At 62.8% G+C, this 17,028-nt stretch carries 15 protein-coding genes; 4 read left to right on the forward strand and 11 right to left on the reverse strand.

What is annotated here, in order from left to right:
* Positions 1 to 35: 35 nt before the first annotated feature.
* Positions 36 to 356, reverse strand: coding sequence for a hypothetical protein (locus F757_RS0130310; RefSeq protein WP_027214608.1), 321 nt, complete (start codon positions 354 to 356; stop codon positions 36 to 38).
* 144 nt (positions 357 to 500) lie between these two features.
* The gene (locus tag F757_RS0130315) at positions 501 to 1,406 is read right to left on the reverse strand and encodes a hypothetical protein (RefSeq protein WP_027214609.1); all 906 of its coding nucleotides are present in this window, start codon (positions 1,404 to 1,406) and stop codon (positions 501 to 503) included.
* Positions 1,407 to 1,756: 350 nt separating this feature from the next.
* Between F757_RS0130315 and F757_RS0130320 the strand changes: the two genes are divergently transcribed.
* Positions 1,757 to 3,103, forward strand: a complete 1,347-nt coding sequence (locus F757_RS0130320; protein WP_027214610.1) for a class I SAM-dependent methyltransferase — start codon at positions 1,757 to 1,759, stop codon at positions 3,101 to 3,103.
* A 51-nt stretch (positions 3,104 to 3,154) separates the two neighbouring features.
* Here F757_RS0130320 and F757_RS0130325 read toward each other — a convergent pair whose 3' ends face one another.
* Entirely contained in the window at positions 3,155 to 3,658 is a 504-nt protein-coding gene (locus F757_RS0130325; protein ID WP_027214611.1) for a universal stress protein, read from the reverse strand.
* 255 nt (positions 3,659 to 3,913) lie between these two features.
* On the opposite strand from F757_RS0130325, the gene F757_RS0130330 reads away from it, so the two are divergent.
* The 3 genes from F757_RS0130330 to F757_RS0130340 all read left to right on the forward strand — a co-directional run bounded on the left by F757_RS0130330 (position 3,914) and on the right by F757_RS0130340 (position 7,439).
* Positions 3,914 to 5,080, forward strand: a complete 1,167-nt coding sequence (locus tag F757_RS0130330) for an HPP family protein (RefSeq protein ID WP_027214612.1) — start codon at positions 3,914 to 3,916, stop codon at positions 5,078 to 5,080.
* 140 nt (positions 5,081 to 5,220) lie between these two features.
* Positions 5,221 to 5,637 carry a MarR family winged helix-turn-helix transcriptional regulator gene (locus F757_RS0130335; protein ID WP_027214613.1) on the forward strand — a complete coding sequence of 139 codons (417 nt, stop codon included), beginning with the start codon at positions 5,221 to 5,223 and terminating at the stop codon, positions 5,635 to 5,637.
* A gap of 2 nt (positions 5,638 to 5,639) precedes the next feature.
* A complete protein-coding gene (locus F757_RS0130340; RefSeq protein ID WP_027214614.1) occupies positions 5,640 to 7,439 on the forward strand; it encodes a chloride channel protein in 1,800 nt (599 codons plus the stop codon).
* 20 nt (positions 7,440 to 7,459) lie between these two features.
* On the opposite strand, the gene F757_RS0130345 is transcribed toward F757_RS0130340, so the two are convergent.
* The 8 genes from F757_RS0130345 to F757_RS0130380 all read right to left on the reverse strand — a co-directional run bounded on the left by F757_RS0130345 (position 7,460) and on the right by F757_RS0130380 (position 17,005).
* A complete protein-coding gene (locus tag F757_RS0130345; protein WP_027214615.1) occupies positions 7,460 to 8,005 on the reverse strand; it encodes a DUF488 domain-containing protein in 546 nt (181 codons plus the stop codon).
* A 143-nt stretch (positions 8,006 to 8,148) separates the two neighbouring features.
* Positions 8,149 to 9,582: an efflux transporter outer membrane subunit gene (locus F757_RS0130350; protein ID WP_027214616.1), complete on the reverse strand. Its 1,434-nt coding sequence runs from the start codon at positions 9,580 to 9,582 to the stop codon at positions 8,149 to 8,151.
* A gap of 10 nt (positions 9,583 to 9,592) precedes the next feature.
* Positions 9,593 to 11,164, reverse strand: a complete 1,572-nt coding sequence (locus F757_RS0130355) for a DHA2 family efflux MFS transporter permease subunit (protein WP_027214617.1) — start codon at positions 11,162 to 11,164, stop codon at positions 9,593 to 9,595.
* Positions 11,165 to 11,170: 6 nt separating this feature from the next.
* The gene (locus F757_RS0130360; protein WP_027214618.1) at positions 11,171 to 12,271 is read right to left on the reverse strand and encodes an HlyD family secretion protein; all 1,101 of its coding nucleotides are present in this window, start codon (positions 12,269 to 12,271) and stop codon (positions 11,171 to 11,173) included.
* A 175-nt stretch (positions 12,272 to 12,446) separates the two neighbouring features.
* The gene (locus tag F757_RS0130365; protein WP_013342626.1) at positions 12,447 to 12,866 is read right to left on the reverse strand and encodes a MarR family winged helix-turn-helix transcriptional regulator; all 420 of its coding nucleotides are present in this window, start codon (positions 12,864 to 12,866) and stop codon (positions 12,447 to 12,449) included.
* Between the two features lie 87 nt (positions 12,867 to 12,953).
* Positions 12,954 to 13,376, reverse strand: a complete 423-nt coding sequence (locus F757_RS0130370) for a MarR family winged helix-turn-helix transcriptional regulator (RefSeq protein WP_027214619.1) — start codon at positions 13,374 to 13,376, stop codon at positions 12,954 to 12,956.
* A 72-nt stretch (positions 13,377 to 13,448) separates the two neighbouring features.
* A complete protein-coding gene (locus F757_RS0130375) occupies positions 13,449 to 14,339 on the reverse strand; it encodes a transglutaminase family protein (RefSeq protein ID WP_027214620.1) in 891 nt (296 codons plus the stop codon).
* Entirely contained in the window at positions 14,336 to 17,005 is a 2,670-nt protein-coding gene (locus F757_RS0130380; protein ID WP_027214621.1) for a circularly permuted type 2 ATP-grasp protein, read from the reverse strand. Before F757_RS0130380 ends, F757_RS0130375 begins: the two co-directional genes overlap by 4 nt.
* Positions 17,006 to 17,028 lie beyond the last annotated feature (23 nt).

Genomic DNA, 17,028 nt, shown 5'->3' on the forward strand with positions numbered 1-17,028 from the left:
TTGCCAGCTTGCGTGTCGCACCTGCAGAAGGCAATTCACGACGACAAGCGGATGCCCCTCACCGCTGCCGGTTCGTGGACGACGCGCAGCAGCAGCTCGTCCACGCAATCGGAGAGTTCCCGAAGCATGGCCGCGGCGTCGCTGTCCAGTTCCGCGTGATGCGACTTGCGCAACTCCCGCAGCGTTTCGCCGACCCGCCGGATAGCCTTCGGTCCGCTGTCGACCAGCGGCCAGCAATGCATCAGATACCCCAGCGGCGTGACGCAGCGCCGTTCGCACCAGATATCGAACAGCCGGAAGCAGATCGAATTGATATGCTCCACCTCGTTTTCGCGCTGCGACAGATACTGAATCATTTCTGCTCATCCGGTTGGCCCATTTTGACGCCCCAATCATAGAACGAAGGCCGTCGCGCGACAGTCAGGCAGCGCGCAGAATCCACCAGGGGTATCCCGATTTCAGCGTAAGGAAATCCTGACCCCTTCGCAAGCTGGCGACGCCTAACGGCTTTGCGCCGCCCCAACCGGCCATTGCATCCAGTACTCTTGCGCAATCTCGCGGTCGGCTGCGGACAGATAGCGGTTATCCACTTCGATCACTCTGCGCTCGCGTAACCTGGCTTGCGTCAGCGCGTTCTGAATGACCGGATGCGAATTGAAAAGCCGCAAATATGAGCCGTTTCTATAGGCCGCCGTGAACCCGCGCTCGATGGTCGACGCCAATGCAGGCTCGCGCCGGGCAACATAAAAGATGAAATCCGAGCGGTATTTCAACAGCAAACGTTTTTCCACTGTCAATTCGTGGTCGTTCTGGCCGCGTGCTTCCATTTCAGGAAATGCCTCGATCAACCCCCGGGGGTAATAATCTACCCTCCCGGCGCGTGTCATGGCGTAAAGCGTGTCGGTACTGGACGTTTCCACTCTCAAGCCGGCGTCGAGCAGAATGTCCGTGTCGACCCAGCCAAGCCCCTGGCCAGCTGTCAGACGCCGCAGGTCGGCGAGATTGCCGACGCGGTCGAATTCGGGCTGCCGGTCCTTCCTTATGACGAACACGCGGTATCCAATCAAACCGCGGTTCACTGGAATACGCACGACGTTCAGGCCGCTTTCCGCGCGGCTGTCCATGCTGGTCCACATAAGGTTGATCGAGTTGCCTCCGGCCAGTTCGGCGAGGGCGCGACCGCGCTCCATCGCGACATCCGCCTGACGAATCGTGTAAGGGACGTTGGCCGTTTTCATCGCCAGGTTAAGCACCGCGAGGGCGAACGCCGCGTGTGCCTCGCCGCCGGTACGCACGCGCGGAAGCACGATGTCGAAGCCGGTGGTCGGCATGGCGCGCGGCGAGCCCGGCATACCAGCGATGCCGGCCATGCCCAATGCCGCGATTACAAGGCTCCTGCGCTGCATGATGTATCGACGTCTGATGAAAAGCGCCGGAACGTCCCCGTTGGCGTTCGGCATGTGTAAGCATCGTGTCACTGCAATGAAAGCTTTGCAATTGGGGAAATGCTCACTAAAGAACCTGTTCCGGTTGCCGTGCGACCGGGCCGGACGCGCAGTTCAGTGCGCGTCTGGCGGCAAGGCATGATCTGATATGCATCGTACCTTGCGAGCGTCCGTAAAAGTCCGGATAGCTAAATGTCGTTGCACTGCCTAGTGATTGAAATACACGGCACGCTGCCGTGGTCGTGAAATGGGTTACTTCGGCACGAATGATGCTCGGCAGAACAAGGCCGTTTTTGGAAGGAATCGACGCCATGACGCTCTGGAGCCTTTTGCGTTCGCCCGCGGTGCAGCAGATTGCCGGCATGCCGGTGCCCTGCTCTGTCGCCCTACCCGACGGTCAGCGCATTGGCGCACGAGAACCACGCCTGCTGTTCGAGATTCGCGACATGCGGGCGCTGCTGCATTTGCGCCAGGGAGCAATCGGGCGGCTCGCGGAAGACTACGTGGAAGGCCGGCTGGAAATTCAGGGCGATCTGCACGATCTCATGGCGGCCGCACCCGCCTTGCTGCGCGGCGATCCTACTCACGAAACGCATGGCTGGCTACTGGGCCGCGTGAGCCGCACGCGCCGCGCGATCTGGGAACGCACCCATCACAGCCGCGCGAGGGACGCTGCGCAAATCCAGCATCACTACGACATCTCCGACGATTTCTACGCGCTATGGCTCGACCCGTTGCGCGTCTACTCGTGCGCGTACTTTTCTTCACCTGACATGTCGCTCGCCGAAGCTCAGCAGGCAAAGCTCGATCACATCTGCAAGAAGCTGATGCTGCGCTCGGGCGAGCGCTTTCTGGACATCGGCGCAGGTTGGGGCGCGTTGTTGCTGTGGGCTGCTGAACACTACGGTGTGAACGCGACCGGCATCACGCTGTCGAGAAACCAGCATGCGTACGTCAACCGGCTCATCGACGAAAAGGGACTGCAAGGGCGGGTGAAAATGCTGCTCCACGACTATCGCGATGTCGACGAATCCGCGCCCTTCGACAAGATCGCTTCGATAGGCATGTGCGAACACGTAGGCCGGCCGAACCTTCCTGCTTACTTCGCGAAAATGCGGCGGCTGCTGCGACCCGGCGGTCTCATGATGAATCACAGCATTACGGCCGGCGGCGTCGAGAACGGCGAAGTGGGCGGCGGCATGGGCGAGTTCATCGACCGATACATTTTCCCCGGCGGCCAACTCGTGCATGTGAGCGTGATGATGGATGCGATGACGCGCGGCAATCTCGAGCCCGTCGACGCGGAATGCCTGCGTCCGCACTACGCGCGCACGCTATGGCATTGGGCGGATGCGCTGGAGGCGCGCCTCGACGAAGCTCGCCGCATTCTGGGCAATGACGCGGAAAAAATTATTCGCGCGTACCGGCTGTATCTCGCCGGGTCTGCAATGGGATTCGAGCACGGCTGGACTTCGCTGTTCCAGATACTCGCAGCGCGTCCGGCGGAGGGCGTGTCGCCAGCCGATGGTTCAGCGGACCGCATGCTTGCGGCCCGCAGCGACTATCCGTACAACCGCACCTACATGTATGCCCGCAACGCTGCGATCGACCGGGTCAACGAGGTCGAACACGCGAACGGCGGACAGCACGTCAGTTGAAACGGCTCTTCTTTCGGAGCACGCCGGCGTCCCAGGCGATGACTGCTCCGTTCACGGTGCAGTCTTGCCCGGACTCGCAGTTTCGCTTTTGCCTCTATCCGCTTCCATTGGCGCACCGGTTTCCGGACCCATCGTTACGAGCACGCTGCAACTCACTCTGTCGAGCAACAGGCCATCGGTCCTGCCAGCCCACCATCGCGCGAGCCTGCCGGCACGGTGATGCCCGACCACGATCAGATCGACGTTGAGCTCCCTCGCGAAGTGCGGAATCTGATCCAGCGGATCGCCGATCGCGAAGTGCCCAGTCGCGTGTACGCCTTTTGCGGCGAGCTTCTTCAGTCCTTCGTCGAGCACGCTTTTGACCGAGTCGTTGATCATATCCACCGGGATGGCGGACGTCATATCCGCGCCCTGCACCCACGCTGAACTATTGACGACGGAAAGCACATGCACTTGTGCCGCGAGTTGCTGCGCGAGAAGCGCACCGTCCGCGAGCGCATGCTGCCCTTCGCGTGTTCCGTCATAACAGAGAAGAATGCGCCTGAAAGCTGACATGTCGCTCTCCTTTTGGTATGCGCGGTCATGCATTGAGCGCAATGCATGCAGGCAGGAAGATGGATCTCCTCCATACATCCAGTATAGGTCGCCTGGCGGTAGGCGCTTATCCCGCGCCTGGTGCTGTCGCTGGCGAGCCGCGCTTTTATATCATATTGAAATATAATTATGACCAGACGGTATTCGCGTTCACAGGGGTTTCCCCGGTATCTTCATTGTCCCGCACAGTCCGCTCACGCCCTCTTTTTCAGCACCTTGTCCCGCTCCCTGATCCTGCGCTGGTTGTCCAGCTTCATTCCCGTCCCCGTCACCGTGCAATGGCAGGAGCGCGCGCGTTCATGTCTTGGAGCGCTGCTCGGCATAGCGTTCACCGGTGGCTCGATGTATCTGCTGCTCGGGCCCGGCGCGAACATTCCTCTGCTGGTTGCACCCATGGGCGCATCTGCGGTGCTGTTGTTCGCGGTACCGGCAAGTCCGCTCGCGCAACCCTGGTCGATCATCGGCGGGAATCTGGTCTCGGCGACCATCGGCGTAACCTGCGCAAACGTCATTGCCGACCCAACACTTGCGGCCGCCCTGGCGGTTGCGCTCGCCATTTGCGGCATGTTCGCGCTTCGCTGCGTGCACCCGCCGTCGGGAGCAGTCGCGTTGACCGCCGTGTTAGGCGGCCCCGCGATTCATGCGCTCGGCTACCGGTTCGTGCTGGAGCCGATCGCGATACAGTCGGCCGCGCTGCTGGCCGCCGCCATCGCCTATCACGCGGCGACCGGTCACCGCTATCCGCACTCGGCTCGCACGGCGCGCGGCTCGGCGGCCAGTGCAGCCGAAGCCGACGCGCGTGCGGGCTTCACTCGCGCCGATCTGGAAGCGGTGCTCAAGCGCCGCAGCGAAATGCTCGACATTGATCCTGACGACCTCGAATCCCTGCTGCGCGAAACGCAGCTTCAGGCGTTCTCGCGCAGTTTCAACGAGCTGACCTGCGAGAACATCATGTCGCGGCACGTCGTGTCGGTCTCGGCCACGACGCGCGCGGTCTCGGCGTGGGCGCTGCTCAAGCGCAACAAGGTCAAGGCGCTGCCGGTGATCGACGAGGACCGCACTTTGCTCGGGATCGTGACGCGCGCCGACCTGGTCGACAAAAGAATCTTTGGCCAGTTCACGCCGTTCATGACTTACATCGACGGCTGGCTGCGCGGCGACGCGTTACGTGCGCCAACCGTAGGCAACGTGATGACCACCGACGTGCGCACTGTTAAAGCGAACGCGCCGATCACCGACCTCGTACCGATGTTCGCGAACTACGGCCACCACCATATTCCCGTGCTGGACGCAACCGGACATGTAGTCGGCATGATTACGCAGGTCGATCTGATCTCCGGGCTATATCGGCAGACTGTGGTGAAGGCACAGCGGGCCGCGTGAGCTCTGTGCCGCCACCCGTGCACGCGCAAAAGGAACAGACGAAAGCGGCCCTCCGCGCACAGTGGCGCGCAGCGGGAGCAGCAGGTAATTTACATCATTTTGTGATATAATTTTCGTTTCTTCAAAGCGGCGGACGAACAATGAAAGAACGGGCTCGCGGGCTGCGCAAAGTCGATTTTGAGCAACTCTCGGAGTTCCGCTATCAGATGCGGCGCTTCGAGCGGTTCTCCGAACAGGCCGCACAGAGCGAAGGAATCACGCCGCTGCAGTATCTGCTGCTTCTGCATATCAAGGGATATCCGGAGCGCGACTGGGCCACCGTGGGCGAACTGGCGGAGCGGCTCCAGTCGCAGCATCATGGCGTGGTCGCACTCGTGTCGCGTTGCGAGGCGCTCAATCTGGTACGCCGCCAGACCAGCGAAACCGACCGTCGCCAGGTTGAAGTTCACATTGAAAAAGCCGGCGAACGCGTGCTCGCTAGACTCGCGGAGCTGCATCGCGCCGAGCTTAAATCGCTGAAAGGCGCATTCCAGGTTCCTCAGATCGACCTCGACTAACTATGCTCATGGACTCCCACAAGCGCGACTTTTCCGCGAACTCACGATTGCCCGGCATCTTCGCGCTCGCGGCATGCATCGGCGTGGTCAGTACGCTTGCTGCGTTCGTACTGCTGAACCTGATTCATCTTTTCACGAACCTGTTCTTCTTCGGTTCCTTCTCGTTCGCGGAACATTCGCCCGCCCATAACAACCTGGGCGTGTGGGTCATCGGCGTGCCGATAGTCGGCGGGTTGATCGTCGGATTGATGGCGCGCTTCGGCTCGGAAAAGATTCGCGGCCACGGCATTCCAGAGGCCATCGAGGCGATTTTATTCGGTAAGAGCAAGATGTCGCCGAAAGTCGCGGTGCTCAAGCCGCTGTCGTCGGGCATCGTGATCGGCAGCGGGGGCCCGTTCGGCGCAGAGGGGCCGATCATCATGACAGGCGGCGCGCTCGGTTCCCTCATTGCGCAGTGCTTCAAGGTCACGTCGGCGGAACGCAAGACGCTGCTCGTGGCAGGCGCCGCCGCGGGCATGACCGCCGTATTCGGCACGCCGCTCGCGGCCGTGCTGCTGGCGGTCGAATTGTTGCTGTTCGAATGGCGGCCCCGCAGCTTTCTGCCGGTGGCGGTGGCCTGCGCAGTGGCCGGCTTTGCCCGCGCGACTTTCTTCGGCACAGGTCCGTTGTTTCCGCTCCAGACAGCCGCGCCCGATGTCTGGTCGCTATTTTCCTGCCTGATTGCAGGGCTTTTGTCGGGTGCACTTGCGTCGGGACTGTCGGCATCCCTCTATAAGACCGAAGATCTGTTCGGCAAGCTGCCGATTCACTGGATGTGGTGGCCCGCTCTCGGCGGCGTCGTGGTCGGCATCGGCGGATGGCTAGAGCCACGCGCACTCGGCGTGGGTTACGACGTAATCGGCGATCTGCTGCATCAACACATTGCGCTGCAAATTGCGATCGTGCTGCTCGCGGTGAAAGCCGTCATGTGGGTCGTGGCACTGGGGTCCGGCACGTCCGGCGGCGTGCTTGCTCCACTGTTGATGCTCGGCGCGGGACTCGGCACCGTGCTGTCGCACTGGCTGCCAGGCAACGAGCCCGCGCTGTGGCCGCTCGTATGCATGGCCGCCACCCTCGGTGCCACGCTCGGCGCGCCGTTGACCGCTATCGTGTTCGCCTTCGGTCTCACGCACGACAGCAACGCGCTATTGCCGCTGCTCACCGCGACCCTGGTCGCTCACGGCTTTGCCACGGTGACCATGCGCCGCTCGATCATGACTGAAAAAATCGCCCGGCGCGGCTATCACATCTACCGCGAATACGGCGTCGATCCGTTGGAGCGCCACCATGTGGATGAAGTGATGACCGCAGAGGTGGACTCTATCGAGGCCGACATGACAGTCGGTGCGGCGCTCGAGCAATTCTTCGGCGCAAAGCAGAGCCGCCGCGCGTACCCTGTCGTGCGTGACGGCGCGGTGATTGGCGTCGCCGATCGCAGATTGCTCGAGCAATTCCGCGACGAGAACCCCGAATTGCGGCCCGCCCTGAGCGTGGCGAGGCTTTTCGAAGAGCGCTCTGTGGCATTTGCTTTGCCCTCCGAAACATGCCGTCTTGTCGCGACAAGACTGGCGGTGCACGGACTCGAGCGGCTGCCCGTTGTCGCGGATGCGAAGACCATGCGCCTTGTCGGCATCGTCTCGCGCAGCGACCTCGTCAAGCCTTCGCTCAGCTACTTCGAAGAAGAGCACAAAAAGGAGCGCTTCCGTCGTCTGACGCCGGCGCGCAGCAAGCGCCGTTTCGCTCCAGTCGGAAAAGCGGGCTAGTCATAGCACGCGGCTTTGCTTCAGCTCGGAGGGGACTCAGCGGGATAGACCACCACGCCGTCTGCCTGCACCCTCGCAGCGGGTGTAACGGTAGCCGTCGTGACGTGATGTGCGTCCATGATATGGCGCACCGTTTCGCCGCGCAGCAACAGATAATCGGTGATGATGCGCCGGTGACAACGCCACCACACTGCTTCCGAACACATGATTGCGCAACACCGGTGATGCCCCAGTTCGAGCAGTTCGGCGAGCCCCTTCTGAAACTCATCCGTCATTGCATAATCGGCGTAGTTGCGAAATGCGGGGTGCGTCCAGTATTCGTTCACGGAGGGCGCTTCCTCTTTGCGGCGGCCGCGCCGTCCACCGAGTTCCGCCAGATGCCTATAGTCGATTTGTGCCGGCGCCAGAGCGTCGGGCAGCGTATCGCGGTTGAACTGGGGGTTCGTGCGCGAACGCGGAATGCTACGTACGTCGACCAACAATTCGACCTCCGAAGTTTTCAGCAGAGCGATAAAATCGGAAAGCGTACGCGTGGAATGTCCAATCGTGAAAAATGGTCGCGCCATGCTGGCCTCGTCGACTCCGGGATATGCAGCGAATTGCGTGCGCAACGAGGTCTGCTCCGGCGCCTCGCTCGCTATGCTCTGCGCACGCATTCTGCGTGCCTGCCACCTCTGTTCCTGTGGCTCTTTGCCCGGCGCACAAAGCCTCAGTTGCTGGCCGAGACCGCCGTCGTGACGACAGGTGCGTCCCAGCCGCCGCCAAGCGCGCGATACAGCGCCACAGCAGCGAGCGCATGCTCGCGTTTTGCCTGATTCAGCGATTGCGCATCGCGCAAATAGGCCTCTTGCGCGGTGAGCACGTCGAGAAAACTGGACGCACCGCCCTTGTACAATTCACTCGACAAACGCAGCGCATGGTCCGAGGCATCGAGCGCCCCGCCAAGCCGCTGTACTTGTGCCGCGCCGTTCACGAGTTCGCTGCGATTGTCTTCAATCTCCTTCAACGCCAGCAGCATGGTCTGCCGCAAGTGCAGTTGCGATTCGCGCATGCGGCTCTCGCTGGCGTCGATATTTGCGCTGATACGCCCTGCGTTGAAGATCGGACTCGTCGCGCTCAATGCGGCGCTAAAGAGATTGTCGGTCAGCGTGGGCAGGCCAAGGTACGACGACGCCAGAATGCCATCGGCAAGATTCAGTCTGAATCTTGGATAGCGCTCGGCCTTCGAGACCCCCACTTCCGCCGCGCGCTGCTCGAGCGCTGCGTAGGCTGTGCGCACGTCGGGGCGCCGCAACAGCGCTTCGGAAGGCAGCGTCTCAGGCACCCTCTGCGCGGGCACCGGCATGTCGCGTGCGGCTGCCAGCAGCAGACTGTCAACACTCTCCGGTGTCTGTCCTGAGTACACCGCGATCAAACTGAGTTGATGCTGCAGGAGGGTCTGTACCCGTGGAATCTGTGCCTGCAAGTCCTGCAACTGGTTCTGCGCGCGCGCCACATCGAGTTGCGAAGAAAGGCCGTAATGCAGACGCCGTTGCGTGAGCTTCAGCGCACGGGCGCGAATCTGCTCGTTGTCGCGAAGAATCTGCATTTGCGCCTGCGCCCAGCGTAGATCGATATAGGCGGCCGCTGTATTGGCGGCGAGCGCCAGACGGACTTCGTTCAGCGCAGCCTGCCTGCCCGACAGTTGCGCCCGCGCAGCCAGAACGGCGAGACGTTCGCCACCGAACACATCCGGCGTCCAGCTTGCCGTAAAGCCAGCGCCGGCCTGACGCACATAGCCCAGCGGCGGCGGCGTGTTCTGCCGGGCATACGACGCGTCGGCCCCGGCATTCAGTTCCGGCAGCAATGCGGCGCGATTCTGGGTGACGAGATCTTGCGCCTGCCTGACGCGCTCCACCGCGGCCTGCACATCCAGATTGCCGGTCAACACCGACTCGACCAGCCGATGCATCACAGGGTCGCCGAACTGGTCCCACCACGCGTTGGCATTCACGCTGTCTTGCGGCGCATCCACGCTCCATGCATCAGGGGCCAGCGTGCTGACTGTTTGCGGTAAATCGGCATGCGTAGCGGGCTGCACCGCGCATGCAGCCAGCGTCAAACATGCCGCGCTTGCAAGCAACCTGATGGCGATCGTTTTCATCTTGAAGTCCTCAATGGGCATCGGGCGGCGGCGCGCTATTGCCGAACGGGCGTGAGAAGAACACGCTGAACAGGCCCACGACAAAGCACAGCGACACAGCAAGGAAAGTGTCGGAGAAAGTGAGCACCAGCGCTTCGCGCATCAGTACGCCATGCAATGCAGCGAGTCCCGCGTTCGCCGCATCGAGCGCATTTCCGCCGACCGCCGCGAGGCGCGCGGCCTGCTGTTGAAAAAGTGCTTCCACTGCGGGGCGGCCCGCGGTCAAATGTTCGTCGAGCCGCTCGTAGTGCAGATTGAGCCGGTCGTTGAGCATCGTGCTGCTCACGGCAATGCCGATCGCACCGCCCAGGTTGCGCATCAGGTTGAAAAGGCCGCTCGCCGAGCGCAGCCGCGACGGCGGCAACGAACCAAGCGCCATGGTGACGATGGGTGGAATGCAAAACTGCTGACCGATACCGCGCAACGCCTGTGGAATCAACAGCTCCCGCCAGCCCCATTCATGAGTGAGCGGCACGTACAGGTAACAGCCCACGCCGAACAGCACGAGTCCGAAGACCATCAGCAGCCGCATGTCGATAAAGCGCGCAAGCGTGGAATATGCAACCAGCGCAAGCAACTGGAAACAGCCCACCGACAACAACGCGAGGCCGATCTGCAACGAGTCGAAGCCCCGCACGCGGGACAGGAAAAGCGGTGTGAGGAACACCGTGCAGAAAATACCAATGCCCGTGATAAACGACAACAGACTGCCAATCCCAAAGTTGCGAATGGCGAGCGCGCGCAAATCCACAATCGGCTCTTTTGCGGTGAACGCATGCACGACGAAAAGAAAGCCGCAAATCGCGGAGATCCAGGTGCACAGAACGATGACTTCGTCACCGAACCAGTTCTTGCGTGGACCTTCTTCGAGCACGTATTCGAGGCAGCCGAGAAATCCCGACATCAAAAGGATGCCTACATAATCGCCTCGTTTCAACAGCGAGAGATCGGCCTTGTCGATGTGCACGTACTTCGGCACCATCAGCGCGACGGCAAGTCCGGGTGCCAGGTTCAGATAGAACAGCCAGTGCCACGACCATTGCGACGTGATCCAGCCGCCTATTACCGGCCCTACCGTCGGCGCGAGCGACGCCAGTGCGCCGATCGTGGTCGACGCAATCAGGCGCTGCTTGCCGGGAAACAGCACGAACGCCGTCGTAAACACCGTGGGTATCATCGCGGCGCCGAGCGCGCCTTGCAGGCCGCGAAACAGAATCATCGAATTGATGTCCCATGCGAGGCCGCACAGCATGCTCGTCACAGTGAAACCGAGCGCTGAGAACGCGAACAGCCAGCGCGTTGAGAACACGCGCGTGAGCCAGCCCGACATGGGTATCACGAGAATTTCGGCGATCAGATACGAAGTTTGCACCCATGAGAGTTCGTCCTGGCTCGCCGACAAACCGCCGCCGATGTCTTTCAGCGACGACGCGACGATCTGGATATCGAGCGTGGCCATGAAAAAGCCAATGCACATGAGCGCGAACGCGAAGACTTTGCTGCGCGTCGGCTGGTCGGCGGGATTAGCGGGCGAGTCGGTCATGATGATTTATCCACGAGCCGCTTCGCCCGACGCATTGAGGTGCACTTTCACCGTCGCGGAGAGGCCGGGCCGCAGCACGCGTTGCATGTCCTTCGGCACGGTAAGCCGCACGCGCACGGGCACGCGCTGCACGATCTTCGTGAAGTTGCCGGTCGCGTTCTCGGCAGGCAGCACGCTGAAGGTCGCGCCGGTGGCGGGCGCCAGACTCTCAACCACGCCATGCAGGTGCTGACTGGAGGCGTCGAGATCGACGTCCACCGTGTCGCCAACCCGCATCTTCTTCAACTGGTCTTCTTTGAAGTTCGCGTCGATCCATAAGCCACTCGCCGGTATCACCGTCAACAGGGAAACGCCGGTATTCGCCAGCAGGCCGACGCGCGCGGTACGGTTACCGACATAGCCGTCGATCGGAGAACGAATCGTGGTGTACTCGACATTGAGTGCCGCGACGCGCTCGGCCGCCTGCGCGGTGGCCACGCGCGCCTGCGCGTCGCCGATCTGCGCATCCAGCACGGCGAGCTGGCGCTGCGCGGCGACCAAAGAAGCGCTGCTGCGGTCCACCGCGGCATGCGCCTTGATCAGATCGGCGTTGGCGCGTTCCACGACCTGGTTGGAGACTGCGTCGTCCTTCACGAGTTCGCGATATCGCACCTGATCCGCCGCGCTGCGCGTAAGTTCCGCGCCGGACGCGCGCACTTCCGCAGCCTGTTCGTTGATGGTGGCGAGCTGCAACGATTTCTTCGCCTCCAGTTCGGTCACGGCGGCTTGCGCGCTGCGCACTTCCGCGCTGGCCTGCGCGAGGCGCGCATCATAGTCGCGTGCGTCCAGCGTGACGAGCACCTGGCCTGCGTGCACGAACTGGTTGTCCCGCACGAGCACGTCGGCCACGAAACCGTTCACCTTCGGCGCCATGACGGTGACGTCGCCGCCCACGTATGCATCGTCCGTCGATTCGACGAAGCGCCCCACGAAAAACCAGTACGAAGCGGCAAGCGCGAGTACGGCAAGCACCGTGATGATCGCGAGCAGCATCCACGGAATACGCCTGGCCGGTTTGCCGGCCTGCGCGGCGCCGGCCGGCGCGACAGTCGAAGGTGTAGTGGACATGGTGACGATGTGTGCTTATGCACTGATTGAGTTTAAAAAAATGGCGCCCCTGCTTGCGCCTCTTGCTTGCGCCTCTTGCTTGCGGCTCTTGTTTGTGCCTCTTGTTTGTGCCTCTTGTTGGCACCTCTTGCTTGCGGCTTCAGGTAGCCCGGCTTCTGCCGGTCTGGAGCCCGCGCTAAACCTGGCTCGTCACCGCAAACAGTTCGCCGCGCAGCGCTCGCGCTCGTTGCCCGCCAAATTGATGCTCGACCTCCGCCTGTGCCGCGCGCCAATGCGCCCAGCCTGCTTCGAGCCGCGCCGCTCCTTCGCTTGTCAGGCTGATGGACAATGCGCGTGCGTCCGTCTCAGGCGCCGAACTCACTACGAGGCCATTGCGGCGCAGCGGCTGGATCGTACGAACCAGCGTGGTGCGCTGCATGTGCATGATCTCGGCCAGTTGCTTCATGGTCAGCGGGCCAAGGCGTTCAAGCCGGCTCAGCAACGAGAACTGCGTGATCGTCAAGCCCACGCTTGCCAGATGGCGGTCGTAGATCTGCGAGACATAGCGCGCGGCCTGGCGGATCGCAAAGCAGTCGTCGTCGAACGAATCTTCCATGGTCAGGGTTTCTCCATCAGTGCGTATGCACATATAACGGCGAAAAGACTCGCAGGGTAGAAAACACCCAGCGGGCATTTGCGCGCGTCAACCAGTAATGCTGAACAGCTCCGCACGTAGCGCCTTGGCGCGCCCGTGGCCGAACTTCTTTTCGAACTCTTCCTGCGCGGCGCGCCACGCGATTGCCGCCTTGTCGACGGTCTTTTCACCCTTCTTCGTCAGGCTGAAAAGGAACGTGCGGCTGTCATGCTCCGCCGGTTCGGCTACCACCAGATCGTCGCGCTGCAACGGCTTCATGGCGCGCACGAGCGTAGTGCGCTCCATCACCATGGACTCTGCCAGCTCGAGGATGGGCAGACGAGGCGTGCGGGCGAGCTTGGCGAGAATCGTGAACTGCGCCGCGGTGAGCCCGATTGGGCCCAGATGGCGCTCGTAAAGCTGCGTGATGTGCCGCGCCGCCTGGCGCAGCGCAAAGCAGTTGCATTCGTCGTAGGAGAGCGGGCGGTTCATGCTACGCAGTCTATATGTGCATACGCACATAGTCAAGTGCTGTGGGTGCGCCACCTGCTGTCACACCGAACGCTAAAGCGCCAGGACCGTCACGCCCACTTCCACGCGATGTGCGCCGCCGCCGAGGATCATTCCACGCAGCAGCGACACGTCGCTGTAATCGCGCCCGATTGCGAGCGTGACGTGGTCCGTGTCGGCGAGTACGTCGTTGGTCGGATCAAGGTCGATCCAGCCGCTGCCCGGGCAATGGACCGACACCCACGCATGCGAAGCATCCGCGCCGATCAGCCGCGGCTGACCTGGCGGCGGATCGTTGCGCAGATAGCCGCTCACATAACGCGCCGGCAAGCCGAGCGAACGCAGGCAGCCGATCATGACCTGCGCAAAGTCCTGGCATACACCGCTCTTCAATTCGAACGCGCGCCCGGCGGGCGTATCGAACATGGTCGCGGAGGGTTTGTACGCGAAGTCCGCGTGAATGCGGTGCATCAGGTCGATCGCGCCCGCGGCAACGGGCATGCCTGCTGGAAAGCTCGGCAATGCATAGGCGCGCAACGACGGTCCTGGCGCGATGTTCGGCGATGCAAAGCAGAACTCCACCTCGGCGCGAAACTGCCCGCCCACGCGAAACTCGAGCGCGTCGGCCACCTCTTCCCACGCGGGCGTTGAGTGCGGATCGAGATCGGTCCAGCGCGGCGTCAGCGCCACGGTCGTTTCGCTGATCAGTTGAAGCCGCTCGTGCGGCGCGTCCAGCGCGAAATACAGAACGTCGTTGCCGAATGCGTCGATGCGGCTATTCACATACGACGGCTGCGGCTCGATGCGTTCGTGGTGCGAGACGACTCGCTGCCACGCGCAAACGATAGGCCGGATAGTGGCCAGGTGCTGCGCGGTCTCGACATAAGTCGAGTAATGATACGTAGTGCGATGTGAAACCGACAGCACCGTGGTTGCGCTTTTCATGACCCGACCTGCGATGCGACGGTGCTGGCGTGGCTGAAATAGCGCGCGCTGATTTCATGCGCGGCGGCGCCGGCAAAGCCGCCAATCTGATCGCACACGGCAATCAGACCGGCGTAGGCGCGGTTCGAGTCGAGCTCGCACAGCGACGCGAGTGTGGGCAGCGAAGCGGCCGGCGGCATCAATTGCGCAAACGGACGGTGCCGCGTGCTGCCCGCAGCCACCGCGATCTCGTCGAGCTTCTTGCGCAGACGCTCGTAAACGCCGTAGATGCCGCGCGGATTGGTCGGCTCGATCACCAGCAGATCGATGAGGGCCGGCACTTCAAAACGTCCCGGATAAAGCGCGCGATACGTGAGTGTGCTGTCGAACAATTGCAACAGCAAATCGAAACCCGCGGGGGTGGCGAGTTGGCCTTTGTCGGCGACTATGCGCACGAACGCGCACATGGCCGAGACGCGTTCGATATGCCGTCCCGCGAAGAGCAGCCGCCAGGCTTCGTCGCGAGTCATGCGGTCGCCCTGCGCGCCGCTGATCGCCGACAACTGCACCGACAGCCGTTCCAGCGCGTTCATCAGCGTGACGCGGTCGTAACGGCTCGCGCCGGGCGCGCTGACGTCCGCTTGCCCCTGCATTTGCTCCTGCATTTGCGCTTGTGCCTGCTGCGCCGCACCGCTCGAACCAGCAGCCGGCAGCAACGTCTGCAAGGCGTCGCGAAAGTCGTTGCGCGCTGCGAGAATGGTGCGCCAATGATCGTTGGACAACCGCCCACGCACCTCGCCGTTTGAGCGCGCCTGGCAACTCAGGTTCTGCCCGATGCTCGCCGCGCCCGTGCTCTCGCTGAGATTCGCAACGAGCGCGCGCTCGAAGGCCTGCGGGGTATGCGGCACAAACATGTCGCCGGGCTGCACGAGTCCGCAATACAACGCAAGTTCGACGAGCGTCGGGAAAAGAGCTTGCGCATCGTTGCCTTCGAGCGAGCCGAGAATGAAGCGCAACAGCCGCACGTTGTTCTCCGCGCGTTCGCCATAGCGTCCCGCCCAGAAGAGATTCTCTGCCGCGCGGCTCGATACCGTGCGATGCTTGCGCGCGAGGTCGGCGGGCTGCAGCGGCGAGGGCAACAATGTGAACGTGGAGGTCGGCTGGCTCGACAGCACCCAGGTGTCGACACTGCTGCCGCCGTATTGCATGGAGACCGTCGCCTGCCGTTCGGCCGCGAGCCGCGTGAAGCCGCCTGGCATGACGTGCCAGCCGCCGTTGGCATCCGCGATTGCGTACGCGCGCAACACCGAAGGACGCGTGCCGATGGTGCCCTCGTCGTAGCGCGGCGTGCAGGAGAACCGCTGCGCCTGCTGAATCGTGTAGGCGCCGGGCGCCGCTTCGATCCGTTCGCGCCACGCGTCAAGCCGCTGCCGGCCCTGCTGCGTCCCGGGTGCCCCGGGTGTCACGCCGCGCGCGGCGTGCGGCCACGTCGGCACGACGAAGGCCTCGTCCAGATGCGCAAACGCGTGCTCGCGCGCGGCCCGTTCACCGCACCACCAGGTCGCGACGCTCGGCAAAACGAGGTCTTCGTCGAACAGCACTTGCGCAATGCCCGGCAGGAAACCGTGCAACGCCGGCGATTCGACGAAACCGGCCCCCGGCACATTGGACACGATGACATTGCCCGCGCGCATTACCTGCAACAGGCCCGGCACGCCGATAGTCGAATCGGCGCGCAGCTCGACAGGATCGCAGAACGCATCGTCCAGACGGCGCAGCACGACGTGCACGCGCTCCAGACCGGCGAGCGTCTTCAGATAAAGCATGTCGCCGCGCACGGTGAGGTCCTTGCCCTCGACCAGCGTCACGCCCAGATACCGGGCGAGAAACACATGTTCGAAATAGGTCTCGCTGAACGGCCCCGGCGTGAGCAAGGCAATGTGCGGCGAAGCGTCGGCGCGCGGCGAGTCGTCGCGCATGGTCGCTCGCGCTGCCTGCACGAGCGTCGAGATGAGTTGCGAATAGCTGGGCGCAAGACGGCTCACATGCATAGAGCGGAACGGATCGGCAAACAGCGACGACACGATCAGCCGGTTTTCTAGCGCATAGCCGAGGCCCGAAGGCGCCTCCGTACGATGCGCCATCACCGTCCATTCGCCGTTGGGCGCGCGCGCAAGGTCGACCGCGACGACCTGCAGGAACTGTCCGCCAGGCGGCGCATAGCCCGTCACGGAGCGCAGATAGCCGGGATGTCCGAACACCAGCGCGGGCGGCAGCCGCCCGCCTTGCAGCAGCGTTTGCAGCCCATAGATGTCCGCGACAATCGCATTGAGCAGCTGTGCGCGCTGCGTCACGCCGCGCTCGATGTGCGCCCACTCCGCCTCGCTGATCAAAAACGGCAGCATGTCGAGCGCCCACGCGCGCGGCTCGCCGTTATCCGCGTAGACGTTGTAGCTGATGTCGTTGTCGCGGATCTGCTGCGCGACCGAAGCGCGATGCCCCTCCAGCCGCGCGATGCCGTCTTCGCCCAGCCGCTCGAAGAATTGCCGCCACGGCTCGCGCAACGCGCCGGACGCGTCGCGCAACTCGTCCCAGTGTCCCTCGTGTGCGGGCACGAGCCGCAACAGGGACGAAGCGTCCGCATGGGCTGCGGACGTATCGAAGGGAAAAGTCGATTGAAAAGCCAAGGTCGTATCGGTGTTGTGAGGGT

The organism is Burkholderia sp. WSM2232 (genome assembly GCF_000472545.1).
Taxonomy (GTDB): Bacteria; Pseudomonadota; Gammaproteobacteria; order Burkholderiales; family Burkholderiaceae; genus Paraburkholderia.